Below are 24,394 nucleotides of genomic sequence, written 5' to 3'. Positions count from 1 at the left end.
GCGGCCTCTCTGCCGAGGGGCGTCGAGCGGGCCGGTTCGGCCCGCTTCATTTTGCGCAGAAGCGGGGATTCGATGCCTTCACCGCATCCCTCGCAGAAGCGGCGGCGAGCGATCCGGACGAGCCGTTGGCAGCCATGGGCCAGGCCTATGTCCGCTTCGCCGTCACTGCTTTGCGCGGGGTCCATGATTCACGGACTGGCGCAGTTGGTCATCGACGGCATGCTGCCAGGATACGACCCGGGCCTGCTGGCGCGAGCGGTGACGACGAAAACGTTGCCGCCGTCCACATCTCGACAGAACGGTTCCACAAGGCGGACGGGGTCTCAGGGGACAAAGTAGGGCGCCTGCGTCCGGATCCGTTACGAAGCGGCACCCCCCGCCACAGCACGCTGCCTGTCCTTGCGCTTCTTCGCGGGCCTGTTCAATGCCTTGGAGGACGGTCTCTGCGACGGGTGCCGGCATGTCCTTCGGCAGCAGCGCCGGCGCCGGATGTTGCGCATCCGGTCGGTCTTGCCCTCGAGGATGGCCTGCGCCTCCGCGACGGCGCCACCGACGCAATGCGCCAGACGCCTCATGAAAGCATCGCGCAAACGCTCAAATTGGTCTGCGCATCGTGCCCTGGTCCGCCGCCTCACTCCAGCCGGATATTGGCCCGCCGGATGTACGTCCCCCAGCGGTCGTAGTCGCGCCGCACGACCTTGGCGAACTCGGCCGGCGTGTCGTCGACCGGGTCGAAGGCCATCAGCGCCAGCATGTCGCGAAAGGTCTTGGTCCGCGAGGCCGTCGCCACGGTGGCATGCAGCTTCTGCAGCACGGCGTCGCTCATGCCGGCCGGGCCGAAGAGCCCGTTCCATCCGCGGATCTCGAAGCCGGGCAGGCCGAGTTCCAGCAGGGTCGGCGTGTCGGGCATCAGGCTGCGCCGCTTCTCGCCCGCGCTGCCGAGAATCCGCAGCCGGCCTTCCTTGGCGTACTGCGCCGCGGTCGACGGCGAGTCGAACATGATCTGTACCCGGCCGGCCAGCAGGTCCTTCAGCGCCTCCGCGCTGCCCTTGTAGGGGACGTGCACGATGTCGATGCCCGTGTTCTGCCGCAATACCTCGCCGTAGATGTGCGACACCGTGCCCACGCCGAACGACGCATAGGCCAGCTTGCCGGGGTTGGCCTTGCCGTAGGCGATGAACTCCTGCAGCGACGCCGCAGGCACGGACGGATGCATCACCAGCACCACGCCGCCGGCGGTGAGCTGGGCGATGGGCGTGAAGTCGCGGAAGGGGTCATAGGGCACCGACTTCAGCGTGTGCGGGTTCTGCGTCACGACGCCGTCCGAGATGTACATCAGCGTGTGGCCGTCCGGTTCGGCGCGGACCACCTCCATCGCGCCGATGCCGCCGCTGGCGCCCGGCTTGTTCTCGACGATCACCGGCACGGACAGCAGCTTGCCCATCTCGTTGGCGAGCGCGCGGGCCTGGATGTCGGTCGGCCCGCCGGGCGCAAAGCCGACGATGATGCGTACCGGTTTGCCCGGCCTGGGGAAATCCTGCTGGGCTCGGGCCAGCGGTGCGCCAAGGGCCATCCAGGCGGCCAGCGGCAGGAAGGAACGGCGAAGCATTCGTTGTCTCCTTGTTGTTGATTCGTTCATCGTGGGCGGGCGCCGCCAGGCGCATCAGGCGCGCCCGGCGGACGGCGGCGCTCAGGCCGGCCGCCGATTCTTGTGCACTTCGACGATGCCGCGATCGGCGTCCACCCGCACCCAGTCGCCCGTCTCGATGACCGACAGCGGATCGCGGTCGAAGTCGGTCAGCGCCGGTGCGCGCGTGACCACCGCGCCGAGCGCGATCTTCGCGCTCATGTCGTTGAACAGCATGGCCGCCGGTGCCACGCCCATCGAGCGCGTCAGGTGGAACGCGTTCGACCAGCCCGACGAGCCCTTGGCGCCCGGAAACACCAGCACCTTGCCGGCGAAGCTCACGCCGCGCAGTTCGTGGCGTGTCTCCACGATCGTGCCGGTGCGCGAGTCGATGCCGCCCCAACCGGAGACCGCCTGGGTGGTGACCAGTGCCTCGCCCTCGGCCGTACCGCCGACCACGCAGCGGCCACGCAGCACGATCACGTCGCGCACGTCTGCCGCGCCGCTCATTGCAGGCCTCCCTGCCATTGGCCGGAGCATGCGGCGTCGATGCATTCGGCGGTCGTGCCGAACCAGGCCTCGATGCCGAGAATCGCCGGCAGGTAGTGCGCCTGCTTGGCCGAATCGAGCGCCACCACGCGCGTGCCCTTGGGCACCGCGCGGCTCATGGCCGAGCAGCTGTCGGTCAGCAGGTGGCCGCCGGCCGCCTCGATGATCCGCGTGTAGCCGTTGCGGTCGGCCAGCGACTTGATGGCATGCGGCGTGAAGATCCAGAGCTCCGTGCTGGCGCTGATCTTGCGGCCTTCCAGCAGGCGCGCGGCCTCCCAGATCTGCTCGATCGTGTAGTGCGGGCAACCCAGCATCACGTAGTCGACCGCGGTGTTGCGGCCGACGCCGTTGAGCTTCTCCCAGATGGCGCGGCGCTCGGCCTCGCCGTAATGCAGCGTCTGCACCGGCCGGTTGCGGCCGAACGCCTGCTCGCGCGTGTTGGCCTCGGGCGTCACGCCCACGAGGTGGTACATCTCCACGCCGCCCGACGACGACGCCGCGGCGCCGAAGTGCTTCAGCTGGGCGAGGTTCGGCAGCCGGCCGAGGCCCTCGACCACGGGCACCTTGTCCTGCACCACGTCGCCGATCCAGTAGCCCAGCATGCCCCAGTCGGCCGTGCTCTCCACCGGGATGTCGAGCTGGATCGAATGGGTGCCCAGGCGGTTCTCGTCCAGGTGATAGCCCCAGTACGGAATGCGGCCCGTGAGCATCGCGGCGCCGACACTTTCGCGCCCTTCGGTGTTGGTGCGCGCGCCCAGGACGGCGTTGCAATAGATCACCGCCGAGGACTCCATCCACGCGCAGTGCTCGCCGCGCGTCGGCACGTTGCCGACCTGGTAGGGCGTGCACGTGTTGGTGGCCTGCACGCCGAGCCCGGTGATGTAGGCCTCGCCCTTCTTGTAGAACTGCACGGTCTGCTCGTCGACGCCCATCAGCGCCGCGTTGTGCGGATCGAAGCCCAGCTGGACATGCGACGTGAAGGTCTTCACGCGCGGGATTTCCACGGTGTCGTCGCTGTCCAGGCTGAACTCGGAGAAGACGCCGTCCATGCCGCCGCGCTGCTTCGCGTAGTCGCGCATGAAGGGCGTGGTCGCGCTGATCGAGGCGACCACGTTGTGGGTCTCGACCAGCCGCTCGGCGCCGAGTGCGCGGCCATAGCGCATCAGCAGGTCCATCGCGCGCTGGACGGCGGGGCCGTCGCGGCCATCGAACATGGCCTGTTCTTCAGGGGTCAGTTTCATCGTTGTCTCCGTCTTCGCGGGTTGGTTCGGGTCGGGCGGCGCGTCAGGCGGTGGCCGTCTGCCGATGCGCCGCGCGCACGTACGCACCCTGTGCGGCCAGTTCGGACTGCAGCGCGCCGATGTCGACCGCGCGCGGCTGCACGCCTTGGGACACCGCCAGCGCCGCCGCCACGCCGGCTGCCTGGCCGGTGATCCAGCACTGCGGAATCTCGCGCATGAAGCCGTGCGAGTTGCGGTCGCAGGAGATGTGGCGCCCGCAGGCCAGCAGGCCGTCGAGCTTCTCGGGCACCAGCGCGCCGTAGGGGATCGAGATGTTCGGGAACTTGGGCGACACGGCCGGCGACACGCCGATCTCGTCGGGCAGCGCGACGCCGTCCGGCCAGCGCGCACGCAGCACCGCGTCGACGCCCTTCAAGCGACGCGAATGCCGAACGCCGATCTGCGGTGCGCTCAGCATCATGTAGGCCTCCTCGAAGCCGGGCGCATGCGCGCGGTAGTACGCGAGGTGCTGTGCCATCGCGCGGTGCGAGCGCACCTCCACGGCGGTGAGGTCGTCCACGTCCAGCGCCGAATAGCCAGTCTGGCGCGGCCCCATGAACAGCGCCACGTCGTTGCGCCAGGACACGAAGGGCCGCTCGAACAGGCCGCACTCGTCCCGGCCGCGGGCCATGAATTCCGCGAAGCGCTCCGGCTGGCCGGCCTTGAACTCGATCCAGCGGTTCATGTCGACGCCGGAGAACATCCAGGCCGTGTTCATGCAGTGGTGCACGTCGGCGGCCTCGATGTCGTTGTCGTAGGCGGCGCCGGCGCGCGCGAACAGGTCGCCGTCGCCGGTGGCGTCGACCACCACCTTCGCACGGATCGCCATGCGGCCTTCCTTGCTCTCGAAGCTCACGCCGGCCACGGCGCCGTTCTCCATCAGCGGCTCGGCGGCCCATGAGTGGTAGATGAGCTTGACGTTGCGCTCCAGCACGATCTCCTGGCTCAGCAGCTTGAGCCGCTCGGGGTCGATCGTGGGCGACCAGGTGACGATGCCGTGGTAGGCCGCCGTGCGCTGCGACCAGTGGGCCGCCTTGGCCGCGTCCTGCGAGCCCCAGTCGCTGCGCACCGGGCCGGCGACGGCATCGGCCGGCAGGCGGTCGAACAGCTCCTCGGCAAAGCCGCGGATGACGAGCTTGCCTTCCCAGTCGCTCATGCGGTCGATCCAGATCACCAGGCCGCCGGTCGACAGGCCGCCGAGGTGGTTGTAGCGCTCCAGCAGCGCGACCTTCGCGCCTGCGCGAGCGGCCGCCGCAGCCGCCGCGGTGCCCGACGGGCCGCCGCCGACCACCAGCACGTCGCACTGGTGATAGACCGGAATCTGCCGTCCGGGCTCGCTCACGTGGCCGTGATCGGGGCGGGGCGGGCGGTCGTCCTTGCGGGCGAACAGGTCGGACGACAGGAAGCGCTCGTCGCCGCGCTGGGTCGTGAGCATGCCGTTGTTGGATTGGGGGCCTTGCATGGGGATGTCTCCGTCGATTCGTGGATGAGGATGGGGGAAGCGGTCAGCGCGGCTCGACCAGCACGGCGCCCTGGGTGAGCGGGCCGACGTTGCGGCGATAGATCTGGAGCCAGCCGGTGTCGCACAGCGGCGGCGATGGCTTCCAGGCCTCGCGGCGGCGCGCCATCTCGGCATCGTCCACGTCGAGATCGCAGCGGCGGGTGTCGAGGTCGATGGTCACCGTGTCGCCGTCCTGCACCAGCGCCAGCGGGCCGCAGACGGCGCCTTCCGGCGAGATCTCGGCAACGACGAGGCCCTTGCAGACCAGCCCCGACAGATGCCCGTCGGTCAGCAGCGCGACCTGGTCGCCCAGGCCGGCGCCGTCGATGGCGAACACGACCTTCGACGAGCCGCCGCCCATGCCGGGCCCGCCGCACACGCCGGCGCCGCGCATCACGACCACGTGACCGGGGCGGATGTCGCCGCTCTGCAGCGCCGCGATGGCCGCGTCGGAGGTCGAGAAGCAGATCGCCGGCCCGCTGAAGCGGCGCACCTTGCGCTCCACGATGCCGGTCTTGACGATGCCGTATTCGGGCGCCAGGTTGCCGCGCAGCATCATGATGGCCGGCAGCCGCGCGATGGGGTTGTCGAGCGGGCGGATGACGTCCGCGTCGGCCACCGTCACCTCGGCGAGGTTGTCGGCCAGCGTGCGGCCGGTGACCGTCAGCGCCTGCGTCTCCAGCAGCGGCTCGAGCTGCTTCATCACCGCGCGCGCACCGCCGGCGGCCTCGAAGGTCTCGATGACGTGATGGCCGACCGGCCGCACCGCGCTCAGCACCGGCACCTCGTGCGCGAAGCGCTCGAACATGCCGTAGACGTCGGCACCGCAGCCCGCTTCGGTCGCCACCGCCTGCAGGTGCTTGATGGAGTTGACGGAGCCACCGATGCTCAGGATGGTCTTGACCGCGTTCGCGAAAGCGGCGGGCGTGAGGATGTCGCGCGGCTTCAGGTCTTCCCAGACCATCTCGACGATGCGCTGGCCGGCGCGGCGTGCGGCGTCGAACATCGCCGCGCTGTTGGCCGCGACCGGCGTGCTGCCGGGCAGCGCCATGCCGAGTGCTTCGCAGCAGATGTGCATCGAATTGGCGGTGCCCATGCCCGAACACACGCCCGGCCCGCGGATCGCGTTGCGGCTCATGCCGATCAGCTTGTCCATCGGCATGCGGCCCATCTGCGCGTGCATCGCGCCGACGAACACGTCCTCGATGTCGACATGCTCGCCTTCGTACTCGCCGCTCGGCTGGTAGCCGCAGGCCAGCATCAGCGTCGGCACGTTCAGGCGGCCGGCGGCCATCATCTGGCCGGGCACCGTCTTGTCGCACGACGTGAGGCAGACCATGCCGTCGAGCTGCGCGCCTTCCACCGCGACCTCGATGTCGTTGGTGACGAGGTCGCGGGTCGACAGGATGTAGCCGCCGCGGCCGCCGGCGCCGATCACGAAGTCGCTCGGCGCGGCCGTGCGGATCTCGAAGGGCACGGCACCGGCTGCGCGGATGGCTTCCTTCACCACGGCGGCCACGCCGTCCAGATGCGCGAAGCACGCGGCCAGCGACGACGAGCTGTTGACGATGGCGATCTTCGGTTTTTCGCAGTCCTCTTCCGGAATGCCGAGTGCCTGCCACTGGGCGTTGCGCACGGCCCAGAGATAGGAGCCACGGGGGAAGTTGCTGCGCAGCTTGCGGGTCATCTGCGGGGGTCCTTTTGTTGTGTGAGCGGGAATTTCTTTATGTTGACATGTCTATAAATGGGATGTCAATAAGGTGTTGTGGCATGCTTGACGACGTGAACGAATCAGGAGGACATCCATGAGCAGCAGTTCTGCAACCCGACGCGCGCCTGGCACGGCCGCGGCCACTTCCGTGAAGGGCGCGAAAGCCGCCAAGGCCGCTCCCGTGGCGGCCGGCGGGCGGGCACCGGTCGCCTTGCCGGACGAGCCGGACATCGACATCGATATCGGCGCGCCACGTCGCGCCGCCGCGCTGCCGGCGCCGGTGCAGGGCACGCAGGCATCGGTCAACCGCTTCCTGGCCGCTTACATCATGGGCGTGGCCAACCGGCTCGCGAACGGCGCGTCCAACCACTACCGCTCGCGCTTCAACCTGGGCATGTCCGAGTGGCGCGCGATGATGGCCGTCGGCGAGAACCCCGAGAGCATCGTGCGCGAGGTCGCCGAGATGGCCGACCTGGACTACGCCGCCGCCAGCAAGAGCGTGCGCCTGCTGGAAGGCCGCGGCCTGGTGAGCATCGAGCAGACCCTGCGCCGCGGCCGGGCCGCGATCGTGCGGCTCACGCCCGAGGGCTCGGTCATCTACCAGAAGCTGCGCGAGTCGGCCCTGCGCCGCAACGAACGGTTGATCTCCACCTTCACGCCGGATGAAGTCGAAACGCTGTGGTCGCTGCTGCGGCGCGTGGAGCAGCAGGTGCCGCACATGAACGCCGACTGACGGCGCGCGAAGGCACGCGGCGTGCCCGTGCCTTCGCGCGGCCGGGCCGTCAGCGCCCGGCCTTGGCCGCCTGGATACCGGCGTACACGCGGGTGCGCAGCGCCGCGAATTCCGGGTGCACGCGCGTGTCGGCCTGGTTGCGCGGCTCCGGCAGGTCGACCCGCACGTCGTCGAGCACCCGTGTCGGCGACGACGACAGCACCAGCACGCGCTGGCCGAGATAGACCGCTTCGTCGATGTCGTGGGTCACGAAGATCATGGTCAGGCCCAGCTCCGCCCAGAGACGCAGCATCAGGTCCTCGAGGTCGGCGCGCGTCTGCGCATCGACCGCCGCGAAGGGCTCGTCCAGCACCATCACCTTGGGCTGGTAGGCCACCGCGCGGGCGATGGCCACGCGCTGCTGCATGCCGCCCGACAGCTGCCACGGATAGGAGTCGCCGACGTTGCCCAGCGCCACGGCCTGCAGCGCCGTGTCGACCATCTGCTTGCGCTGCGCGGCCGGCACGCGCCGCTCGCGCAGCGGCAGCTCGATGTTCTGGCGCACCGTCATCCAGGGGAACAGGCTGCGCCCGTATTCCTGGAAGACCACCGCCATTTCCTCCGGCGGCGCCGTGACTTCGCGGCCGTTGACCCTGACCGCGCCGCGCGTCGGCGCGAGCAGGCCGGCCAGGCACTTGAGCAGCGTCGTCTTGCCGGCGCCCGAGGGCCCCACGATGCAGGTGAAGTCGCCCGGCCGCACGTCGAAGTTCAGGTCGCCGATCGCTTCGACGCGCCGCTCCTTCGACTCGTAGACCTTGTTGAGATGTTCGACGGCCACTGCCGCCATTGCTTGCGTTTGCACTTTCACTTGCGCCTCTCGATGTCTCGCATGCCGTGATACCAACCGAGCGCCCAGCGCTCGAAACCCCTGAACACCAGCGACAGTGCGAAGCCGAACAGGCCGAGCATCAGCACGCCGCTCCACATCTGTGGAATCTCGTAGCTGCGCTGGAAATAGATGATGGCGGAGCCCAGTCCGTCGAGCGCTGCGAACATCTCGCTGATCACCATCAGCACGATGCCGATCGACAGGCCGATCCGCATGCCGACGATGATCTGCGGCGATGCGCTCGGCAGGATGAAGTAGCGCAGCCGCGCGAGGCCCCGGATCTGGTAGGTGCGGCAGGTCTCGTCGAGCACCGAGTCGACCGACTTCACGCCCTCGACCGTGTTCAGCAGCACCGGCCAGATGGCACCGGCGACGATGACGATCACCTTCATCGCGTCGCCGAAGCCGAGCGTCATGATCAGCAGCGGAATCATCGCCACCGGCGGGATCGCGCGGAAGAACTCCAGCACCGGCTCGGCCGCGCGGCGCAGCGGCCGGTAGATGCCGATCGGGATGCCGAGCGCCACGCCGCCGACGCAGGCCAGCACGTAGCCCGCCAGCAGCCGCTGCAGGCTGGGGATGACGTCCGACGTGAAGCGCGGACCTAGCCAGAGGCTCCCGAACTTCTGCAGCACGGCCGACAGCGGCGGAAAGTAGAAGTTGGTCGAGTTCGCGCTGACCGCGTAGAGCAGCGCGAACAGCAGCAACGGCAGTGCCAGCTCGATGGCCAGCTTGCGCAGCAATGACGCAGTCATCGGCCGCCTCCCGCGCTGCGCACGCTCGGGTGCCAGCGCAGCAGCCGCTTCTCGGCCGCGCGCGCCGCCACGTTGATGGCCACGCCCATCAGGCCGGCCACCAGCACGTAGGCATAGGCTTCGGCGATCGCGTTCGAGGTCTGCGCGACCACGATGCCGCGGCCCAGACCCTGGCTGCCGATGACCATCTCCGCCGTCACCGCGAGCACCAGCGCCATCGCCGCGGCCAGCCGCACGCCGGTGAACAGGAAGGGCAGCAGCGTGGGCCATGCGACGTGCCGAATGAAGCCCCACATGCTGAAGCGGAACGAGCGCGCCGTGTCGCGCGCCACCGAGTCGATGTCCTGCAGGCCATAGAGCATCTGCAGCAGGACCTGCCAGAACGCGGCATAGGTGATCAGCACCACGCCGGACTGGTAGCGCGAGCCGAACAGCAGGATCACGCCGGGAATCAGCGCCACCGACGGGATCGGCCGCAGGAACTCGATGGTCGAGTGCGTGTAGGTGCGCGCGCCTGGCGTCAGGCCGATGACCAGGCCCGCTGCCACGCCGCTCGCCGTGGCGATGGCCAGGCCGAGCACCCAGGTGCGCGCGGTGCTCAGCACGTAGCCCCAGAACTCGGCCGTGGTGCCGAGCGTCGCGAGCTGCGTCAGCACCGCCGACAGCGGCGGAAAGAAGTCGCGGTTGACCAGGCCGAGCCGGGGCGCGAACTCCCACAGCGCCGCCAGCGCCAGCACGCCGACGGCGCCGCCGAGCCAGCGGACGACGGCCCCGGTGTCGAACAGCGGCGCGGCCGGCGCTGACCGCGCCTCGCCCGCAAAGCCATTGCCAGCCGACACGGTCACTTGCCCTCGGTCCAGACGACTTCGTCGTACACGGCCGGCTTGCTCAGCATGCCGAACTCATTGCCGGTGCGCGAGAACATCTCCACCGACTCGCGCGGGATCGCGGTCAGGTAGTTCGGCAGGATCAGCTTGGCGGCGACGTCCGGGCCCAGCTTGGTGAACTTGGGCAGCTGCTTGCGCACCGCGTCCGGGTTCTTCTGCGCGTACTCGAGCGACTCGTTGATGGCCGCGCGCAGGTTCTTGAAGAGCTCCGGATTGGCCTTGATCTGCTGTTCGCTGGTGAAGTAGCCCGAGGTCAGCATGCTCTTGGTCGACATCGACTGGTAGGGCGACGCGATCGGCGGAAAGCCGGCGGCGATGGCCGCGGTGCCGAAGGGCTCTGCGCCGACCATCGCATCGGTCTTGCCGGCCTGCAGCGCGGCCAGTGCTTCCGCAAAGCCCAGCTCGATGAAGCGCACCTTGCCCGGGTCGCCGCCATCGGCCTTCACCGCGGCCTTGCCCAGCATCTGCAGCAGGCCGTTGAGCGCGTTCACGCTGACGGTCTTGCCTTCGAGGTCCTTGGCCGACTTGATGCCGCTCTTCGGGCCGGCGTGGATCATGGTCACGTCGGCGCCGGCCACGCCGGTGGAGCTGGAGCCCGCGGCGATGATCTTCAGCGGCAGGCCCTTGTCGCGTGCCTGCAGGATGTTCACCAGCGCGGTGAAGGCGAAGTGGTATTCGCCGCTCATGACCGCGGGCACGCCGCCGGTCGACGCCACGTTGGCCTTCAGCTGGAGGCCATGCTTCTTGAAGATGCCGACCTCCTCGCCGAGATAGAGGGCGGCCACGTCGGTCACCGGCACGAAGCCGGCGTTGACCGTGACGAGCTTGGGTTCGGACTGTGCGATGGATGGGCTGCTGGCCATCAGGCCGGCCGACATCAGCACGGCGGCGACGGTGGCGGCGAAGGTTCGGCGGAAGAGGTGGGGCTTCAAGTCGGTCTCCTTGTGGGTGTGGGTAATCGTTGTCGGGGGCGTTGTCGGGGCGTTGTCGGGGCGTTGTCAGGGTGTTGCGCGGTGTCAGCGCGGCCGTTCGCCGGCGATGGTCGTGCGCGTCATGTAGCGCGCGCGGCCGATGTAGTCCGGGATGGCCTTGTGCATGGCGCAGCGGTTGTCCCAGATCAGCACCTGGTCCTTCTGCCAGCGCACGCGGCAGGTGTTCTCGAAGCGGGCGCAGTGGTCGTAGAGAAAGCGCAGCAGCGGCTGGCTCTCGGCCTCGGTCATGCCTTCGAAGCGCTGCACGTAGACCTGGTTGACGAACAGGAAGCGCCGGCCCGAGCCCGGGTGCGTGCAGACCGCCGGATGGATCGTCTCGCGGTCGCCGGCCTCGATGTCGAGATCGACCTTCGCGTTGTTGGCGCTGAACTTCCTTTTCTGCGCGTGGTAGGCCGAGCCGTAGATGCGCGTCGCGCTGTGCACCACGTTGAGCGTGTCCAGCAGCTCGCGCAGCCTGGGCGAGAGCGTCTCGTAGGCCGCGTACATGCTGAGGAAGCCGGTGTCGCCGCCGAACTCCGGCACCGTCACCGCGCGCATGACCACCGCCGCCGGCGGCTGCTCGAAGTACGTACTGTCCGCGTGCCAGTTCTCGCCGATCACGCGGCCGTTGTCGTCCGCGTCGCGCTTGATGATGTGGATCTGGCCGAAGCCGTCGACCGCATGCAGCTGCGGCATGTCCATGAGGTCGCCGAAGCGCTGGCTGAAGGCCAGGTGCTGCGGATGCGTCAGCGGCTGGTCCGGGAAGTAGATGACCAGGTAGTCGTGGAAGGCCTGGCGGACTTCCGCCCAGGTTTCGTCGTCGAGCGGGCGGCTCAGGTCCACGCCGCGGATCTCCGCACCGATCGTGCTGTTGGCGGGGCGCACGTCGATCCGCCGGAATTTGAGTGGGTTGTCGTAGATCGCTGTCACGTCGGATTCAGTCCATGTTCTGTTCAATGAAGACAGCCTCGCGGCTGCCCGTGTCGGCACGTCGCGCCTTGTCTTGCGGGGGATGTGTTCGTCTAACCCAGGTGCGTGCCGAGCCACTGCATCGAGCGCTCCCAGGCCCGCGCGGCCGATGCCGGCTCGAAGGCCGCGCGCTCGTCGCAGTTGAAGCCGTGGCCCGCGGGGTAGACATGGACCTCGCATTCCGGTCGCCCTGCGCGGATGCGCGCGACCTTGTCCATCGGGATCGTGTGGTCGGTCTCGCCGTAGTGGAGGATCGTCGGGCACTGCGGCGGCGTGTCGAGATGCTCCGCGATCTGGCCGCCGTAGTAGCCGACGACAGCCGAGAGATCGGGGCTGCGCTGCGCGGCCATGTAGGCCACCGATGCGCCAAGGCAGAAGCCCATGGCCGCGACCGGCAACCGGCCGTCGTGCGCTCCGCGCGCACGGGCCACGGTGGCCAGCGTGTCGACGACCATCGCGTCCCAGTCGAGCCTCGGCAGGAACTGCAGCGCCACGGCCACTTCTTCCTGGCTGTAGCCGCTCGCGAACCCGGGCTCCATGCGATCGAAGAGCGCCGGCGCATAGGCGTCGTAGCCGGCTGCCGCGAGGCGCGTGCAGAGCGCACGGATGTGGTGGTTGACGCCGAAGATCTCCTGCAGCACGACCACGCTGCCGCGCGGCCCGCCGACGGCGCCCACGTGCCAGCAGCCGAAGCCGTGGCCATCGGGCGAGACGATGTCGATGTATCCGGTCATGGCGCGCCTCAGTCCGCGGGGCCGAGCGTGGTGCCGCCGTCCACGATGATCTGCTGGCCCGTGATCAGCCGCGATGCCGGCGACGCGAGGAACAGCGCCGCGCCTTGCAGGTCGGCCGTGCTGCAGATCTCGTGCATCGGCGCTGCGCGTTCGAAGGGCGCGCGGGCCTCGGCGGACTTCAGGCGCCCGCCGCCGATGTTGGTGATGACCGGCCCCGGTGCGATCGCATTCACGAGGATGCCGTAGGCCGCGAGTTCGTGGGCGTACTGGCGGACCATGTAGCCGACCGCGGCCTTGGAGGTCGAATAGATCGAGCTGACGAGGGTCTCGGTCTTCGACGCCGAGATCGAACTCGTGACGATCACGCGGCCGCCGCCCAGCTTCTTGAAGTGAGGCACGACGATCTGCAGCGTGGCGAAGATCGATCGCGTGTTGGTCGCGATGACGCGGTCCCACAGCGCCAGAGAGAGGTTCTCGACCGCGCCCGCCGGATTGCGTTCGCCGGCGCCGTTCAGGAAGCCGGGGCCGGCGCTGATGCCGGCGTTGGCGAACACGGTGTCGAGCCGGCCGTGGCGTGCCAGCACGCGATCGAAGGCCTGGGCCAGGGTGTCCGGCTGCGTCACGTCGGCGAGTTCGCCGCTGACGGTGGCGCCGCTGGCGGCCAGGCGTTCGACCGCGCCGTCCAGCGCATTCCGGTCCACGTCGATGAGGGTGACGCGTGCGCCATTGGCCGCCATGACTTCGGCATAGGCCAGGCCGATTCCGCTGGCCGCACCGGTGATCGCGACCACCTGGCCCTCGACATTGAAAAGTTCTTCTGATCTCATGGGGTCTTAGTTTGCAGTCTCATTTAATGAGATGTCAATATAAGAATAACCCTGAGAAGGTCAGCGCGGGCCGACCGAAAGCCTGGCTGCGCTTGCCGAACATGGGAATCAGCAATGGAGCGGTCAGGGGCACTGAAGAACACCGCCGCAGGCCTCGCGCACTGGTCGCCGACGTTGCCATCTCGGCGGGTGCCCTGATCAGTTCCGCCGCATGTGCGCTGAAGTAGTCGTCACCTACCAGTCTGCAGGTCGGTGTCCGACGCGCACCTCGTATTTGGGACTGTGATGCATCACCGCGTCTTCGGGCACCGTCGCCTTCACCTGTTACCCAGGTTGTATCCCGACATTGAACATGCGTATCGCACGCGCAACCGCAGTGTCGGGCGCCAGGGGAACAGTCGGCCAAAACCGGCCGCGTGAAGCTGGCTTGGCCAGGAACCATTCAGCCCCCAGACGGAGACAAACCATTGATCGAGTTTTTTCATACGAAGGAGCGCCTTCGATTTCTGCTGTACGTTGGCGCGATCGCCGTGCCGATCCTGCTTGCTTCCGCTTGGGTTGTGAGCCGGATGGAGGACTCGGCCGCCGCCAAGGGCGAGCCGAATGACAAGGGTGGCCTGCATTACCGCATTCAGGAGAAAGGCGGCGCCGCGGCGCTGCCTCCTGCGCTGGCTGCCCTGATCTCGGTGCCGCCGAACACCGCGATGACCGATGTGAACGCGGACACCGACAGCGCCGGGCGCCTGACCAGCGCCTCAATCAAGGCCTTCAGCACCGACGACTTCAAGACAGTTGCGGCGTTTCACAGACCCACGCTTGCGCCTGTGACTGACGACACCGCGAACAGCCTCGCGGGCGTGCGCGATGGCTATGACATCAAGATCTCGCAAGAGTCGAAGTTCTTTGACAACGATCCCTACAAGGACCGCACGAAGATTGAGTACTACGTCAATCCGTCAGGAAAGTGATCGTTCTTCAAGACCAGGCAGCGGCCACGCCGATTTGGCTGCGGCGCCACCCCGACGTGTGGCTGCGGCGCAGCGCTCCTCGCGCCGGTTCAAGCCGCGTTGGCGAGCGCTGCGGCCTTGAATGCTCGGCGCTTTGCGGCGAGCGCCACGAGCCCAAGCGCTACGAGTTCGCATGCTGCGCCGAGAAAACCAAGGCGCTCGATGTGCCCCGAGGCCGCCACGAACGAACCGAGCACCGCGCCCACCGACACGCCCAGGTAGATCGCCGAGCTGTTCAGGGACAGCACCACAGGCGCCAGGGTTGGCGCACTGCGCACGAGGCTGAGCTGCTGCGCCGGCGGGAACGACCAGCCCACCACGCCCCATGCTGCGATGACCACCAAGATGGCCACCGTCGCCATGGCCGGCGGTACCCAGGTCGCGATGACCGAAACCAATGTGAACAGTACCGTCACACCGAGCAATGCGCGCCGAATGACGCGCTCCGGCCCCAGTGCATCGGCGGCGTGGCCGCCCCACAGATTGCCGATGGCACTGCCAATGCCGAACACCATCAGAGCGAAAGCCACTTGGGTGTCTCCATACCCACTCACCTTATGCAGCAGTGGGGACAGGTAGGTGTAGATGGCAAAGACGCCGGCCAACGTGGTGGTGGTGGTCAACAGGCCCAGCAGGATCTCGGGGCGCCGAGCCACCGCCAGACGCTCCTTCAGCGAGACCACGGCCTGCAAGGGCTGGGGCGCACGCGGGAGGCACAGCCCCGCCCAGGCAACGGCCGCGAGCGCAGCCACCCCGAGAAAGGTCGAGCGCCAGCCGAACATATGGCCGACGAGCGTGCCGAGCGGCACGCCGACCACGGTGGCGACCGTGAGGCCCATGTACACCAGCGCCATCGCACGACCGCGCTGCTCGGGCTTGACCGACGAGGCCGCGTAGCCGCCAGCGGTTGCCATGAACAGCCCGGCACAGCCAGCCAGCAGGACGCGCCCGACGACGAGCCAGCCGTAGCTCGGTGCAACGGCCGCGGCGACGTTGGCAAGCGCGAAGGCGCCCATGGCGACGCGCAGTACGCGCTCGCGCGGCCAGCTCGCCGTGGTCACCGCGAGCAGTGGCGCGGCGACCGCATAGGTCAGCGAGAACGCCGTCACCAGCTGCCCCGCGCGCCACAGTGAGACACCCAGGTCAGCCGAAAGCGAAGGCAGAAGGCCGGAGACCACGAAGCTCTCGGTGCCGATGGCGAAGGCGCCGAGCGTGAGCCAGAAAAGGTTGCGGAACATGACAAGCCATGAAGTTCAAGAAGCGTTGAACTATTGCGCCGGCATCGTGCCTTGTCAATAGTTGTTCAAAACATATTGAACAAATGGACAAAGGCCGTCGCCTGCCTGGCTGCGCTATCCTTCCGAAATGGCTCGCGAACTTGACCATCCCCCCGTCGAACAGATAGGGCTGTCCGGCATCTACGACGCGCTGAGCGATCCGGTTCGTCGTCAGATGGTGTTGGCATTGGCAGCGCAAGGCGAGCAGAACTGCGCCGCTTTCGGCGTCCTCGGTTCCAAGACCAACCTGTCGTATCACTTTGCCCGCCTGCGCGGGGCGGGTCTCACACTCACGCGCCTGGAAGGTACGTCGAGGTACATACAGTTGCGAAGGGCTGATCTGGCGGCGCGGTTTCCAGGGCTGCTCGACGCGGTGATAGCCGCGGCGCGCGATGAACAACGGGTGAAAGCCGAGGCGACAAAGCCGCTGGCGGCAGAAATCCCGGCGACAGTGCGCACACAAGTCTGATTGGAGCGGTCTGGCCGCGTTGCGGATGCGGAGGGTAACCACGACATCTCGGTGGAGGCTGGGAGCCTTCTCCACGCAGTCTCTCCCCGACTGTCGGGTGAACAGCTCGGCCTCGAATGGGTGACTGCACAAATGTGCCTGTGTCTGAACGCAAGCGACATTTCGACGGCCCAACTTAGCTGAGGTAGGCGGCCTGGAGCAGATTGGAGTCGGAAACGTGCACACCCTCGAGAGGCTTCAAATCGTTGTTCGAGAACGGCTGGGCGGCGACATGGCGCGCCTGTCCGAGCTCTTTGAGGACAGTGAGGTGTTCAACCTGCTCAAGTCAGAACAGCGGCCCGCCGACTGGTATCACTTCGAGCCAAAGACTTTTGATGGCGAATACTTGATCGAAAACCCGAGTGGATTCCGGGTCTACCAACAGGATCGCGGCGTTCAGTTCTCCGTTCAAGATTTCAGGACGCTCCGGGAAGCTTGTTGCGCTCTCTTTGCGGATCGTACGAAGCACGGCTGACGTCTATAACCAGACATCCGGTCGGTCGTTGAAACCATGCGCGTCGGCGAAAATCGATTCCCGCTCTGGCTGGACGGGCCGGGAAGGCGGGACGCTGCGCCTGGATTCAGAAGAATGAACTGCGAGTTTGAAAGCGCGGCCTTCTTCTATGCGGCCGCACCCACCATGTCATTCCAGCGTGAAGCCGACCTTCAGCGTGACCTGCCAATGCGCCACGTTGCCGTCGATCACATGCCCGCGCGTTTCGATGATGTTGAACCAATGGATGTTGCGCACGGATTCGCTCGCCTTGTGGATGGCGATTTGTACGGCGTCCTCGATGCTGTTGGGAGATGAGCCGGTCAGTTCCAGCAGCTTGTAGACATGGTTCGACATGGCGATGGCCTTTCTGTGGAGTGATGAAAGCGGGACGGGAATCGAGGGCGTGAACGCATCGTCTGCGTCTCAGCCCGGCGTGAGCACGCCCAGATGGCTCTTGCCGATCACGTCGTGGCTGGCCACCGTGTTGGGCGGATGGAAGGGGCCGGAACGCACGTCGCGCGTGAGCCGTTCCAGCTCGTTCCGGCGGAACAGCGAGGACGCACCGACCACATCGGTGGCCAGGTCGACGACGCGCCGCGCACCGTCGACCGCGTGCTGCTTGGCCGCCAGCAGCTTGGCCGGCCACAACGCGCCATGGTCGACACCGGCCGCCCAGTCGCGCGCCACGCTGTCGAGCAGTGCACCGATCGAGTCGAGCTCGATCGCCGCCTTCGAGATGTTGAACTGCGCAATCGGGTGATGCGCCTGGCTGAGGCCGCCGAGCGCGGGCGACGTGCGCTTGCGTGCCGACTCGATGGCGATGTCGAACGCGCGGCGCGCGATGCCGTAATAGACGGCGGCGATCGGCAGGATGGCTGCGCCGAAGATGCCTTCGGTGAAAGCGTCCTTCGGCGGCCCCGCGGGCAGCACGCGGGACACGCGATCCGCCTTCACCACCACGCCGTCGAGCACGGTGTCGTCGCTGCGCGTGGCGCGCACGCCGTGCGTGTCCCAGGTCAGCTCGGAACGATGGCCGGCATCGTTCCGGTTGACGAACGCATGGACGATGCGCGGACGGCCCGGGTCGGACGCGTCGAGCGCATGGATGCCCAGCCAGTCCCACACCGGCGACAGCGACGTGAATACCTTGCGTCCGGTGAACCGGTAGGCGCCGTCGGCCAGCGGCTCAGCCACAGTGCCCGAGCCCGCGAGGCCGAGATCGTTGCCGGCTTCGCCATGGCCGGCCGCGAAGATCTTGCCCGCCGCGATCTCTTCCAGGATCCAGTTGGTGGAGTGGTCGCCGCGCTTCCACAGATGCGTGGCGGTGCCGCTCCAGTACAGGTGCATGTTGATGGCGAGTGCCGTGGCCGGCGCGTGATAGGCCAGTCGCGACTGCTCGCGCACCACCTCGGGAAGGTCCAGGCCAAGTCCGCCGAACTCCTCCGGCAGCCACAGCAGCAGATAGCCGGCGCTCCGGAGTTCGTCGAGGTCCTCATGGAAGAAGGCGTTGTCCCGGTCGTAGGCTGCCGCGCGGCCGGCAATCCGGTCGAGCAGGGCCTGGTCCAGCACGGGCGCACGACGAGCTTCCTTCGCAGCATCCGGCCTGGACAGTACCGCTGAATTCATGGATGGACTCCTGGGATGAGAGATTGGAAATCCATCGTAGGCCGGGGTCGTGCGGATGCGCCAACGCGGAATCCGCGCATCGATACGCACGGCGACTGCATATCGTTGATCGCTTTTATTCTTTGTCCGTGAGCCTTCGCGCCACTAAGGTCCTTCCCTTTGCAGTCGGGGCCAGCAATCATGGGTGCGAGAGATTTCGAGCGGCAGTTACTTTCCGGCGCGGACGGCGCCGTGCAGCACCAGGCCGATGTGCTGGTGATCGGCGGCGGGCCGGCCGGCGCGTGGGCCGCGGTGAGCGCAGCCGCACAGGGCGCGCGCGTGGTGCTCGCCGACAAGGGCTTCTGCGGCACCTCGGGTGCGACCGCGCCATCGGGCACCGGGCTCTGGCATGTGTCGCCCGACGGCACGGCGCGCGAAGAGGCCAAGGCCAGCCGGTTCACCATGGGCGGCCAACTGGCCGAGCACGCCTGGATGGACCGCGTGCTCGCGCAGACCTGGGACAACGTCGAGCGCCTGAAGGACTGGGGCTATCCGTTCCCGGCCGATGACCAGGGCACGCTGCGCTGCACGTCCCTGCAAGGGCCGGAGTACATGCGGCTGATGCGCAAGCGCGTGAAGGAGTCCGGCGCGCGCATCCTCGACCATAGCCCCGCGCTCGAACTGCTGGTCGACGAACACGGTGCCGTCTGCGGCGCCACGGGCGTGAACCGCCAGAGCGGCGACACCTGGGTCGTGCGTGCCGGCGCCGTGGTCATCGCGACGGGCGGCTGCGCCTTCCTGAGCCGTGCGCTGGGCTGCAACGTGCTCACGGGCGACGGGCAACTGATGGCCAGCGAGGTCGGCGCCGCGTTGTCGGGCATGGAGTTCTCGAATGCCTACGGCCTGGGGCCGGCGTTCTCGTCGGTCACCAAATCGCTGTTCTACAACTGGGCCACGTTCTACACGGCGGACGGCGTGGCGATCGAAGGTGCCGGCTCGTCGAAAGGCCGCGGCGTGATCGCGCAGACGCTGCAGTCGCAGCCCGTGTTCGCCTGCCTCGACCATGCCGATGCGCAGATCCGCGCGTGGATGCGCACCGCGCAGCCGAACTTCTTCGTGTCCTTCGATCGGCAGGGCATCGACCCGTTCACGCAGCACTTCCCGGTCACGCTGCGGCTGGAAGGCACGGTGCGCGGCACCGGCGGGCTGCACCTGGTCGACGATTCCTGCGCCACGTCCGTCCCCGGCCTCTATGCCGCAGGCGATGCCGCCACGCGCGAGCTGATCTGCGGCGGCTTCACCGGCGGCGGCAGCCACAACGCGGCCTGGGCGCTGTCGTCCGGCTTCTGGGCGGGCGCGGGTGCGGCGGCCTTCGGGCGCGACGCGCGCGCTGGCGCTCCGCGTGCGGCCTTCCGTGCGGGTGGCGTGGCGCTGTCGAGCCGGGGCAGTGCGCCCGTCGACAGCCAGGCGCTGATCCGCGCGGTGCAGGCCGAGGTGTTTCCGTACGAGCGCAACTGGTTCCGCGAGGGCGATGCCCTGCGCGATTCGCTCGCGCGTCTCGACGCGCTGTGGGCGCGGCTGCGCACCAGTGCGCCGGCCGCCACCGCCACCGAGGCGGTGCGCGCACGCGAGGCGGCGGCCATGCTGGCCACGTCGCGCTGGATGTACCGCAGCGCACTGGAACGCACCGAGACGCGCGGCATGCATCGCCGTCGCGAGCACGGCGGGATCGACCCGGCACAGCGCCATCGCCTGCTCAGCGGCGGCCTCGACGAGGTGTGGGTCCAGCGCCAGGTCGTGAAGGAGTCCGCATGATCGAAGTCATCAGTGCCGAGCGCTGCACGGCCTGCAACATCTGCGTGAACGCCTGCCCGACCAACGTGTTCGAGGCGGTGCCGGGCGGCCCGCCGCGCATTGCGCGCCAGGACGACTGCCAGACCTGCTTCATGTGCGAGCTGTACTGCCCGGAAGACGCGCTCTATGTCGCGCCCATCGCCGACCGTGGTGCCACCGCGGAAGAGCGCGACGCTGCGGCCGTGGCGCTGATGGGCAGCTACCGCAGTGCCATCGGCTGGGGCAGGGGGCGGCAATCGACCGCTTCGGCCGACGCGAGCTTCGAGCTGCTGCGCCGCGCGCACTGAGCTCTTTCACCGCCCCTTTGTCTTCTTTCCCGTAGAGAGTTCCCTGATGTCCGATTTCTTCGGCCGCCGCAGGCTGCTGCGCGGCGCCGCGGCGGGTGTGGCCGCCAGCACCCTGCCCATCTTTTCCATCGCCCAGGCGGCCGGCCAGACGCTGCGCCTCGGCTACATCGGCCCCGGCAAGAAGCCCGCGAACGCGACCGGCTGGGCGCTGCGCCAGGGCCACCTGCAGCACGAGCTGTCGCAGCTCGGGTTCAAGGACGTGACGACGCGCAACTTCCCGAACGGGCCCGACCTCAACGAGGCCTTTCTCTCGGGTGCGCTCGACGTCGGCATCTACGGCGACACGCCCGCCATCGTGGCGCGCTCGCGCGGCCTCGAAGGGCAGCTGATCGGCTTCGACGCGGTCGGCATGAACGTCTGGCTGCTCACGCCACGCAACGGGGCGCGCAACGTCAAGGCGCTCGAAGGCCAGTCGATCGGCGTGGCCCGCGGTTCCTACATGCATCGCTATGTATTGGGCCTGCTGAAGGAGCACGGGCTGCAGAAGTCGGTGAAGGTGATCCACATGTTCCCGCGCGATGGCGAGGCTGCGCTCGACCAGGGTTCCATCGCGGCCTTTGCGGCACAGATCGACGTCGGCCCGCTGCTGGCCTCGCGCGGCTATCCGGTGATCGACGAGGCCGAGCAGCATCCCACGCTGCGCGGCACGTCGGTGATCGTCGCCTCCGCCAAGGTGCTGGCCGCGGCGCCGGCGCTGCCTGCCGCGTGGACGCGCGCGCGCCGCACCGCGCTGCAGGAGATCCGGCGCGACAGCAACGCGTACTACGCCTTCCATTCGGAGGTCAGCGGCTTTCCGGTGGACGTGGTCAAGGTCTCGCATCCGTTGTCGCAGTTCCCCGAGGCGGCCTTTCCGCAGGAAGGCATGGCGCTGCTGGACGAGGTGAAGAAGTTCCTGCTGGCGGAAAACCTCGTCACCCAGGACTTCGCACTCGGCCAGTGGCAGGCGCCCGACGCCTAGCGCCTGCGAGGAGCGACATCCATGACGACGACCGTCCGATTCGGCGTGTGGGCGCCGGTGTATGGCGCCTGGGGCAGCTACCAGCATCCGGACGATCCGCCCGACGCGAGCTACCGGCGCAGTCGCGACCTCGTCGTGCGGGCCGAGGCGCTGGGCTTCGACTCGGCATTGCTGGCGCAGCACATCGTCAACCCGTCGTTCAGGGAAGAGCCGATCCTCGAGACCTGGACTGCCGCCGCGGGCATCGCGGAGGCGACGCAGCGCATCGAACTCATCGCGGCCGTCAAGCCGCTGCTCTTCCACCCCGGCGTGCTGGCGAAGATGGCGCTCGGCATCGACGGGATCAGCAACGGGCGCCTGGCCATCAACCTGGTCAGTGCGTGGTTCCGGCCCGAGATGGACCGGCTGGGCATCGCGATGCCCGGGCACGACGCCCGCTATGCGTATTCCGCCGAATGGCTCGACGTGGTCACGCGCCTCTGGTCGGGGGCGACGGTCCACCACAAGGGCAGGCATTTCGAGATCGATGACCTGCGCCTCGTTCCGGCGCCGCGGCACGGAAGGCGGCCGACCATCTACCTGGGCGGCGAGTCGGAGCCGGCACGTGCGCTGGCCGCCGATGCGGCCGACGTGTTCTTCATCAACGGGCGCCCGCTGGCCGACACGGCGGCACTCATCCAGGACGTGCGGGCACGGCCGCGCCGGGGCGCACCGTTGCGCTTCGGCCTGTCGGCCTTCGTCATCGCGCGCGAGACCGAGGAAGAGGCCCGGGCCGAGTACCGCCGCCTGCAGGCGCTGGCCGACCTCGACGACCGTTCGGCGGTGCATCACGGCCTCGATCCGGAAGTCGCGATGTTCAAGGTGGGCGCCGGCGAGAAGCGGGTGGGGACCAATGGCGGCACCTATGCAGGGCTGATCGGCAGCTACGCGCAGGTGGCCGCCCGGATCGACGCCTTCGCCGATGCGGGCGTCGAACTCTTCATGTTGCAGTTCCAGTCGCTGGAGGCGGAGCTTGAACGCTTCGCGCGCCATGTGAGGCCGCTGGTCGGTTTGCAGAATGCGGCGTAACCTTCCGATGGCCGATGCGCTGCATCGCGCATTTGGATATTCGGCATTCTTCGTTCCCGCGCGGGCTGGCCTTGGCTATCCTTCAGTTGCTTCTTGATTGGAAGGGAAGTAAGTCTCCTCGTCGCGGGTGACGACGTTCGACGGACCCCCTGGGGGTCCGTTTTTTTTGGCAGCGACAGATCCACGGAGATCCCCATGAGCCTTCGACAGTTTCCTCAGCCCACGCAACCGGTCGCATGGATCGCAGGCGTCGGTGCCACCGCGGGCCTGGGTGCGGCCCTGGCGCGGCGGTTCGCACGCGAAGGCCACGTGGTGGCGCTGACCGGGCGAACACCGCAGCAGTTGCAGGCGGTCGCGCACGAGATCGAGGCCGCGGGCGGCAAGGCCCACGCATTCGCCGGCGACGTGGCGAGCGAAGCGGAAGTCCAGGGCATCGCACAGCGCGTGCGCGCGCTCGGCAACCTGTCGGTCGCCGTGTTCAACGCGGCGGCGGCGGTCCGTGCGCCGTCGCTCGAGATCACGGTGGACCAGTTCACCCAGGCCTGGCGCACCAGCACGCTCGGCGGCTTCATCTTCGCACGTGAAGCGCTGCCCGCCTTGCTGGCGAACGGCGTCGACGGCCGGGCCGGGAGCGGACGCGGCAGCCTGCTGTTCACGGGTGCGACGGCGGCGCTCCGCGGCAAGCCGCCCTTTGCGGCTTTCGCCTCCGCGAAGGCCGGCCTGCGTTCGCTCAGCCAGAGCCTGGCGCGCGAGTTCGGGCCGCAGGGCATTCACGTGGCGCACGTGGTGATCGATGGCGGCATCGACGGCGAGCGGCTGCGCAGCAGTGCGCCACAGCGCGTCGCACAGGCGGGCGACGACGGGCTGCTGCAACTCGACGCGATCGCCGAGAGCTACTGGCAACTGCATCTGCAGCATCGCAGCGCCTGGACGCAGGAGCTCGACCTGCGGCCTTTCAAGGAACCGTTCTGAGGCGTTCCGGCCGATGGAACGGCGGTCCTGCCGCCTCGGAACGTCAGGACGTCAGAACGCCGGCACGAGCGCGCCGCTGAACTTGGTCTCGATGAAGCTCTTCACTTCGGGCGACTGGTAGGCCTTCACCAGTTGTGCCGCCCAGGGCTTGTCCTTGTCCACGCGGCGCACCGCGATGATGTTGGCGTACGGGCCCTTCGGCGACTCCTTGATCACGCCGTCCTTTGCCAGCGTGAGGCCGGCCTTCTCCGCGTAGTCGTTGTTGATCGACGCGATGGTCAGGTCGTCCAGCGAGCGCGGCAGCTGCGCCGCGTCGAGCGCCACCAGCTTGAGCTTCTTCGGATTCGTCACCACGTCCAGCGGCGTGGCCGTGTTGTTCTTGACCGCTTCCGGCTTGAGCGTGATGAGCTTGGCTTCCTGCAGCAGCAGGAGTGCGCGGTTGCCGTTCGACGGGTCGTTCTGGATGCCGACGGACGCGCCGTCGGGCAACTGGTCGATCGACTTGATCTTGCGCGAGTAGAAGCCCAGCGGCGCCGTGATGGTCAGGCCGACCGGCACGATGTCGAAGCCGCGCGACTTGTTCTGGTTGTCGAGGAAGGGCTGGTGCTGGAACGCGTTGGCGTCCAGGTCACCGGCGGACAGCGCGGCATTGGGCAACTGGTAGTCGTTGAAGACGACCACTTCGACGTTGAGCCCGTCACGTGCAGCGACCTGCTTGACGACTTGCCAGATCTGTTCGCCGCTGCCGACGGACACGCCGACCTTGAGTGTCTTCTTGTCCTGGGCATGAAGGGCACCCGTGGTGGCGAGGAGGGCGACGGAGAGCACGGCGCTGAGTGCAGCGCGGCGGCGGAAGGTATGGAGCATGGTCATGGGGAACGTCGATGGAT

Annotated in this window: 25 protein-coding genes; 9 read left to right on the top strand and 16 right to left on the bottom strand. The window is 68.1% G+C overall.

The genetic code is table 11. From position 1 onward, the window contains the following. Positions 1-631 precede the first annotated feature (631 nt). The 5 genes from AC07PZ_RS03260 to ilvD form a co-directional block, all read right to left on the bottom strand. Positions 632-1,609: a Bug family tripartite tricarboxylate transporter substrate binding protein gene (locus AC07PZ_RS03260; protein WP_495293570.1), complete on the bottom strand. Its 978-nt coding sequence runs from the start codon at positions 1,607-1,609 to the stop codon at positions 632-634. An 81-nt stretch (positions 1,610-1,690) separates the two neighbouring features. Next, positions 1,691-2,137: an aconitase X swivel domain-containing protein gene (locus AC07PZ_RS03255; RefSeq protein WP_495293569.1), complete on the bottom strand. Its 447-nt coding sequence runs from the start codon at positions 2,135-2,137 to the stop codon at positions 1,691-1,693. Beyond that, positions 2,134-3,417, bottom strand: coding sequence for an aconitase X (locus AC07PZ_RS03250; protein WP_495293568.1), 1,284 nt, complete (start codon positions 3,415-3,417; stop codon positions 2,134-2,136). The genes AC07PZ_RS03255 and AC07PZ_RS03250 overlap by 4 nt, the downstream gene beginning before the upstream one ends. Positions 3,418-3,460: 43 nt before the next feature. Further along, positions 3,461-4,891 carry an FAD-dependent oxidoreductase gene (locus tag AC07PZ_RS03245; RefSeq protein WP_495293946.1) on the bottom strand — a complete coding sequence of 477 codons (1,431 nt, stop codon included), beginning with the start codon at positions 4,889-4,891 and terminating at the stop codon, positions 3,461-3,463. 70 nt (positions 4,892-4,961) lie between these two features. Further along, a complete protein-coding gene (gene ilvD, locus AC07PZ_RS03240; protein WP_495293567.1) occupies positions 4,962-6,644 on the bottom strand; it encodes a dihydroxy-acid dehydratase in 1,683 nt (560 codons plus the stop codon). Positions 6,645-6,762: 118 nt separating this feature from the next. Here ilvD and AC07PZ_RS03235 point away from each other — a divergent pair, with 118 nt between their 5' ends. Beyond that, the gene (locus tag AC07PZ_RS03235; protein ID WP_495293566.1) at positions 6,763-7,401 is read left to right on the top strand and encodes a MarR family winged helix-turn-helix transcriptional regulator; all 639 of its coding nucleotides are present in this window, start codon (positions 6,763-6,765) and stop codon (positions 7,399-7,401) included. Between the two features lie 49 nt (positions 7,402-7,450). Here AC07PZ_RS03235 and AC07PZ_RS03230 read toward each other — a convergent pair whose 3' ends face one another. The 7 genes from AC07PZ_RS03230 to AC07PZ_RS03200 form a co-directional block, all read right to left on the bottom strand. After that, positions 7,451-8,242 carry an ABC transporter ATP-binding protein gene (locus AC07PZ_RS03230; protein WP_495293565.1) on the bottom strand — a complete coding sequence of 264 codons (792 nt, stop codon included), beginning with the start codon at positions 8,240-8,242 and terminating at the stop codon, positions 7,451-7,453. A 2-nt stretch (positions 8,243-8,244) separates the two neighbouring features. After that, entirely contained in the window at positions 8,245-9,024 is a 780-nt protein-coding gene (locus tag AC07PZ_RS03225; RefSeq protein ID WP_495293564.1) for an ABC transporter permease, read from the bottom strand. Beyond that, positions 9,021-9,863, bottom strand: coding sequence for an ABC transporter permease (locus AC07PZ_RS03220; protein ID WP_495293563.1), 843 nt, complete (start codon positions 9,861-9,863; stop codon positions 9,021-9,023). Before AC07PZ_RS03220 ends, AC07PZ_RS03225 begins: the two co-directional genes overlap by 4 nt. 2 nt (positions 9,864-9,865) lie before the next feature. Next, positions 9,866-10,843: an ABC transporter substrate-binding protein gene (locus AC07PZ_RS03215; protein ID WP_495293562.1), complete on the bottom strand. Its 978-nt coding sequence runs from the start codon at positions 10,841-10,843 to the stop codon at positions 9,866-9,868. 84 nt (positions 10,844-10,927) lie between these two features. After that, positions 10,928-11,812, bottom strand: coding sequence for a TauD/TfdA dioxygenase family protein (locus AC07PZ_RS03210; RefSeq protein WP_495293561.1), 885 nt, complete (start codon positions 11,810-11,812; stop codon positions 10,928-10,930). Between the two features lie 92 nt (positions 11,813-11,904). Further along, on the bottom strand, positions 11,905-12,585 hold the full coding sequence (locus AC07PZ_RS03205; RefSeq protein WP_495293560.1) for a dienelactone hydrolase family protein: 681 nt from the start codon (positions 12,583-12,585) through the stop codon (positions 11,905-11,907). A gap of 8 nt (positions 12,586-12,593) precedes the next feature. After that, on the bottom strand, positions 12,594-13,412 hold the full coding sequence (locus AC07PZ_RS03200; protein ID WP_495293559.1) for an SDR family NAD(P)-dependent oxidoreductase: 819 nt from the start codon (positions 13,410-13,412) through the stop codon (positions 12,594-12,596). A gap of 467 nt (positions 13,413-13,879) precedes the next feature. On the opposite strand from AC07PZ_RS03200, the gene AC07PZ_RS03195 reads away from it, so the two are divergent. Then, complete coding sequence (locus tag AC07PZ_RS03195; protein WP_495293558.1) at positions 13,880-14,380, top strand: hypothetical protein; 501 nt, start codon at positions 13,880-13,882, stop codon at positions 14,378-14,380. An 89-nt stretch (positions 14,381-14,469) separates the two neighbouring features. Here the strand turns inward: AC07PZ_RS03195 and AC07PZ_RS03190 are convergent, their stop codons facing one another. Continuing rightward, positions 14,470-15,657, bottom strand: coding sequence for an MFS transporter (locus tag AC07PZ_RS03190; protein ID WP_495293557.1), 1,188 nt, complete (start codon positions 15,655-15,657; stop codon positions 14,470-14,472). A 127-nt stretch (positions 15,658-15,784) separates the two neighbouring features. On the opposite strand from AC07PZ_RS03190, the gene AC07PZ_RS03185 reads away from it, so the two are divergent. Both AC07PZ_RS03185 and AC07PZ_RS03180 read left to right on the top strand, forming a co-directional pair. Continuing rightward, positions 15,785-16,165: an ArsR/SmtB family transcription factor gene (locus AC07PZ_RS03185; protein WP_495293556.1), complete on the top strand. Its 381-nt coding sequence runs from the start codon at positions 15,785-15,787 to the stop codon at positions 16,163-16,165. Positions 16,166-16,382: 217 nt separating this feature from the next. After that, complete coding sequence (locus AC07PZ_RS03180) at positions 16,383-16,679, top strand: hypothetical protein (protein ID WP_495293555.1); 297 nt, start codon at positions 16,383-16,385, stop codon at positions 16,677-16,679. A gap of 168 nt (positions 16,680-16,847) precedes the next feature. Here AC07PZ_RS03180 and AC07PZ_RS03175 read toward each other — a convergent pair whose 3' ends face one another. Continuing rightward, the gene (locus tag AC07PZ_RS03175; protein WP_495293554.1) at positions 16,848-17,054 is read right to left on the bottom strand and encodes a dodecin; all 207 of its coding nucleotides are present in this window, start codon (positions 17,052-17,054) and stop codon (positions 16,848-16,850) included. A gap of 69 nt (positions 17,055-17,123) precedes the next feature. Beyond that, positions 17,124-18,326 (bottom strand): acyl-CoA dehydrogenase family protein, encoded by a 1,203-nt coding sequence (locus AC07PZ_RS03170; protein WP_495293553.1) that lies wholly within the window; start codon positions 18,324-18,326, stop codon positions 17,124-17,126. Between the two features lie 180 nt (positions 18,327-18,506). On the opposite strand from AC07PZ_RS03170, the gene AC07PZ_RS03165 reads away from it, so the two are divergent. The 5 genes from AC07PZ_RS03165 to AC07PZ_RS03145 all read left to right on the top strand — a co-directional run bounded on the left by AC07PZ_RS03165 (position 18,507) and on the right by AC07PZ_RS03145 (position 23,504). Then, complete coding sequence (locus AC07PZ_RS03165; protein ID WP_495293552.1) at positions 18,507-20,120, top strand: FAD-dependent oxidoreductase; 1,614 nt, start codon at positions 18,507-18,509, stop codon at positions 20,118-20,120. Continuing rightward, positions 20,117-20,446, top strand: a complete 330-nt coding sequence (locus AC07PZ_RS03160) for a 4Fe-4S binding protein (RefSeq protein ID WP_495293551.1) — start codon at positions 20,117-20,119, stop codon at positions 20,444-20,446. The genes AC07PZ_RS03165 and AC07PZ_RS03160 overlap by 4 nt, the downstream gene beginning before the upstream one ends. Positions 20,447-20,492: 46 nt before the next feature. Then, positions 20,493-21,464 (top strand): ABC transporter substrate-binding protein, encoded by a 972-nt coding sequence (locus tag AC07PZ_RS03155; protein WP_495293550.1) that lies wholly within the window; start codon positions 20,493-20,495, stop codon positions 21,462-21,464. 21 nt (positions 21,465-21,485) lie between these two features. After that, on the top strand, positions 21,486-22,532 hold the full coding sequence (locus AC07PZ_RS03150) for an LLM class flavin-dependent oxidoreductase (protein WP_495293549.1): 1,047 nt from the start codon (positions 21,486-21,488) through the stop codon (positions 22,530-22,532). Between the two features lie 195 nt (positions 22,533-22,727). Beyond that, on the top strand, positions 22,728-23,504 hold the full coding sequence (locus tag AC07PZ_RS03145; RefSeq protein WP_495293548.1) for an SDR family NAD(P)-dependent oxidoreductase: 777 nt from the start codon (positions 22,728-22,730) through the stop codon (positions 23,502-23,504). 51 nt (positions 23,505-23,555) lie between these two features. On the opposite strand, the gene AC07PZ_RS03140 is transcribed toward AC07PZ_RS03145, so the two are convergent. Then, positions 23,556-24,371 carry a MetQ/NlpA family ABC transporter substrate-binding protein gene (locus AC07PZ_RS03140; RefSeq protein WP_495293945.1) on the bottom strand — a complete coding sequence of 272 codons (816 nt, stop codon included), beginning with the start codon at positions 24,369-24,371 and terminating at the stop codon, positions 23,556-23,558. Positions 24,372-24,394: the final 23 nt, after the last annotated feature.

It is taken from the genome of Variovorax sp. GW821-FHT10B04 (assembly GCF_059415645.1).
Note: the sequence above shows the minus strand (reverse complement) of the source record. Positions and strands in the feature narration are given on the sequence as shown.

Excerpts from the sequence above, each read along its gene's own strand:
- AC07PZ_RS03145 (WP_495293548.1), top strand. The coding sequence starts at position 22,728 with ATGAGCCTTCGACAGTTTCCTCAGCCCACGCAACCGGTCGCATGGATC.
- AC07PZ_RS03150 (WP_495293549.1), top strand. The coding sequence starts at position 21,486 with ATGACGACGACCGTCCGATTCGGCGTGTGGGCGCCGGTGTATGGCGCC.
- AC07PZ_RS03170 (WP_495293553.1), bottom strand. The coding sequence starts at position 18,326 with ATGAATTCAGCGGTACTGTCCAGGCCGGATGCTGCGAAGGAAGCTCGT.
- ilvD (WP_495293567.1), bottom strand. The coding sequence starts at position 6,644 with ATGACCCGCAAGCTGCGCAGCAACTTCCCCCGTGGCTCCTATCTCTGG.
- AC07PZ_RS03225 (WP_495293564.1), bottom strand. The coding sequence starts at position 9,024 with ATGACTGCGTCATTGCTGCGCAAGCTGGCCATCGAGCTGGCACTGCCG.
- AC07PZ_RS03255 (WP_495293569.1), bottom strand. The coding sequence starts at position 2,137 with ATGAGCGGCGCGGCAGACGTGCGCGACGTGATCGTGCTGCGTGGCCGC.
- AC07PZ_RS03175 (WP_495293554.1), bottom strand. The coding sequence starts at position 17,054 with ATGTCGAACCATGTCTACAAGCTGCTGGAACTGACCGGCTCATCTCCC.
- AC07PZ_RS03165 (WP_495293552.1), top strand. The coding sequence starts at position 18,507 with ATGGGTGCGAGAGATTTCGAGCGGCAGTTACTTTCCGGCGCGGACGGC.
- AC07PZ_RS03160 (WP_495293551.1), top strand. The coding sequence starts at position 20,117 with ATGATCGAAGTCATCAGTGCCGAGCGCTGCACGGCCTGCAACATCTGC.
- AC07PZ_RS03250 (WP_495293568.1), bottom strand. The coding sequence starts at position 3,417 with ATGAAACTGACCCCTGAAGAACAGGCCATGTTCGATGGCCGCGACGGC.
- AC07PZ_RS03200 (WP_495293559.1), bottom strand. The coding sequence starts at position 13,412 with ATGAGATCAGAAGAACTTTTCAATGTCGAGGGCCAGGTGGTCGCGATC.
- AC07PZ_RS03235 (WP_495293566.1), top strand. The coding sequence starts at position 6,763 with ATGAGCAGCAGTTCTGCAACCCGACGCGCGCCTGGCACGGCCGCGGCC.
- AC07PZ_RS03140 (WP_495293945.1), bottom strand. The coding sequence starts at position 24,371 with ATGCTCCATACCTTCCGCCGCCGCGCTGCACTCAGCGCCGTGCTCTCC.
- AC07PZ_RS03185 (WP_495293556.1), top strand. The coding sequence starts at position 15,785 with ATGGCTCGCGAACTTGACCATCCCCCCGTCGAACAGATAGGGCTGTCC.
- AC07PZ_RS03205 (WP_495293560.1), bottom strand. The coding sequence starts at position 12,585 with ATGACCGGATACATCGACATCGTCTCGCCCGATGGCCACGGCTTCGGC.
- AC07PZ_RS03260 (WP_495293570.1), bottom strand. The coding sequence starts at position 1,609 with ATGCTTCGCCGTTCCTTCCTGCCGCTGGCCGCCTGGATGGCCCTTGGC.
- AC07PZ_RS03155 (WP_495293550.1), top strand. The coding sequence starts at position 20,493 with ATGTCCGATTTCTTCGGCCGCCGCAGGCTGCTGCGCGGCGCCGCGGCG.
- AC07PZ_RS03190 (WP_495293557.1), bottom strand. The coding sequence starts at position 15,657 with ATGTTCCGCAACCTTTTCTGGCTCACGCTCGGCGCCTTCGCCATCGGC.
- AC07PZ_RS03245 (WP_495293946.1), bottom strand. The coding sequence starts at position 4,891 with ATGCTCACGACCCAGCGCGGCGACGAGCGCTTCCTGTCGTCCGACCTG.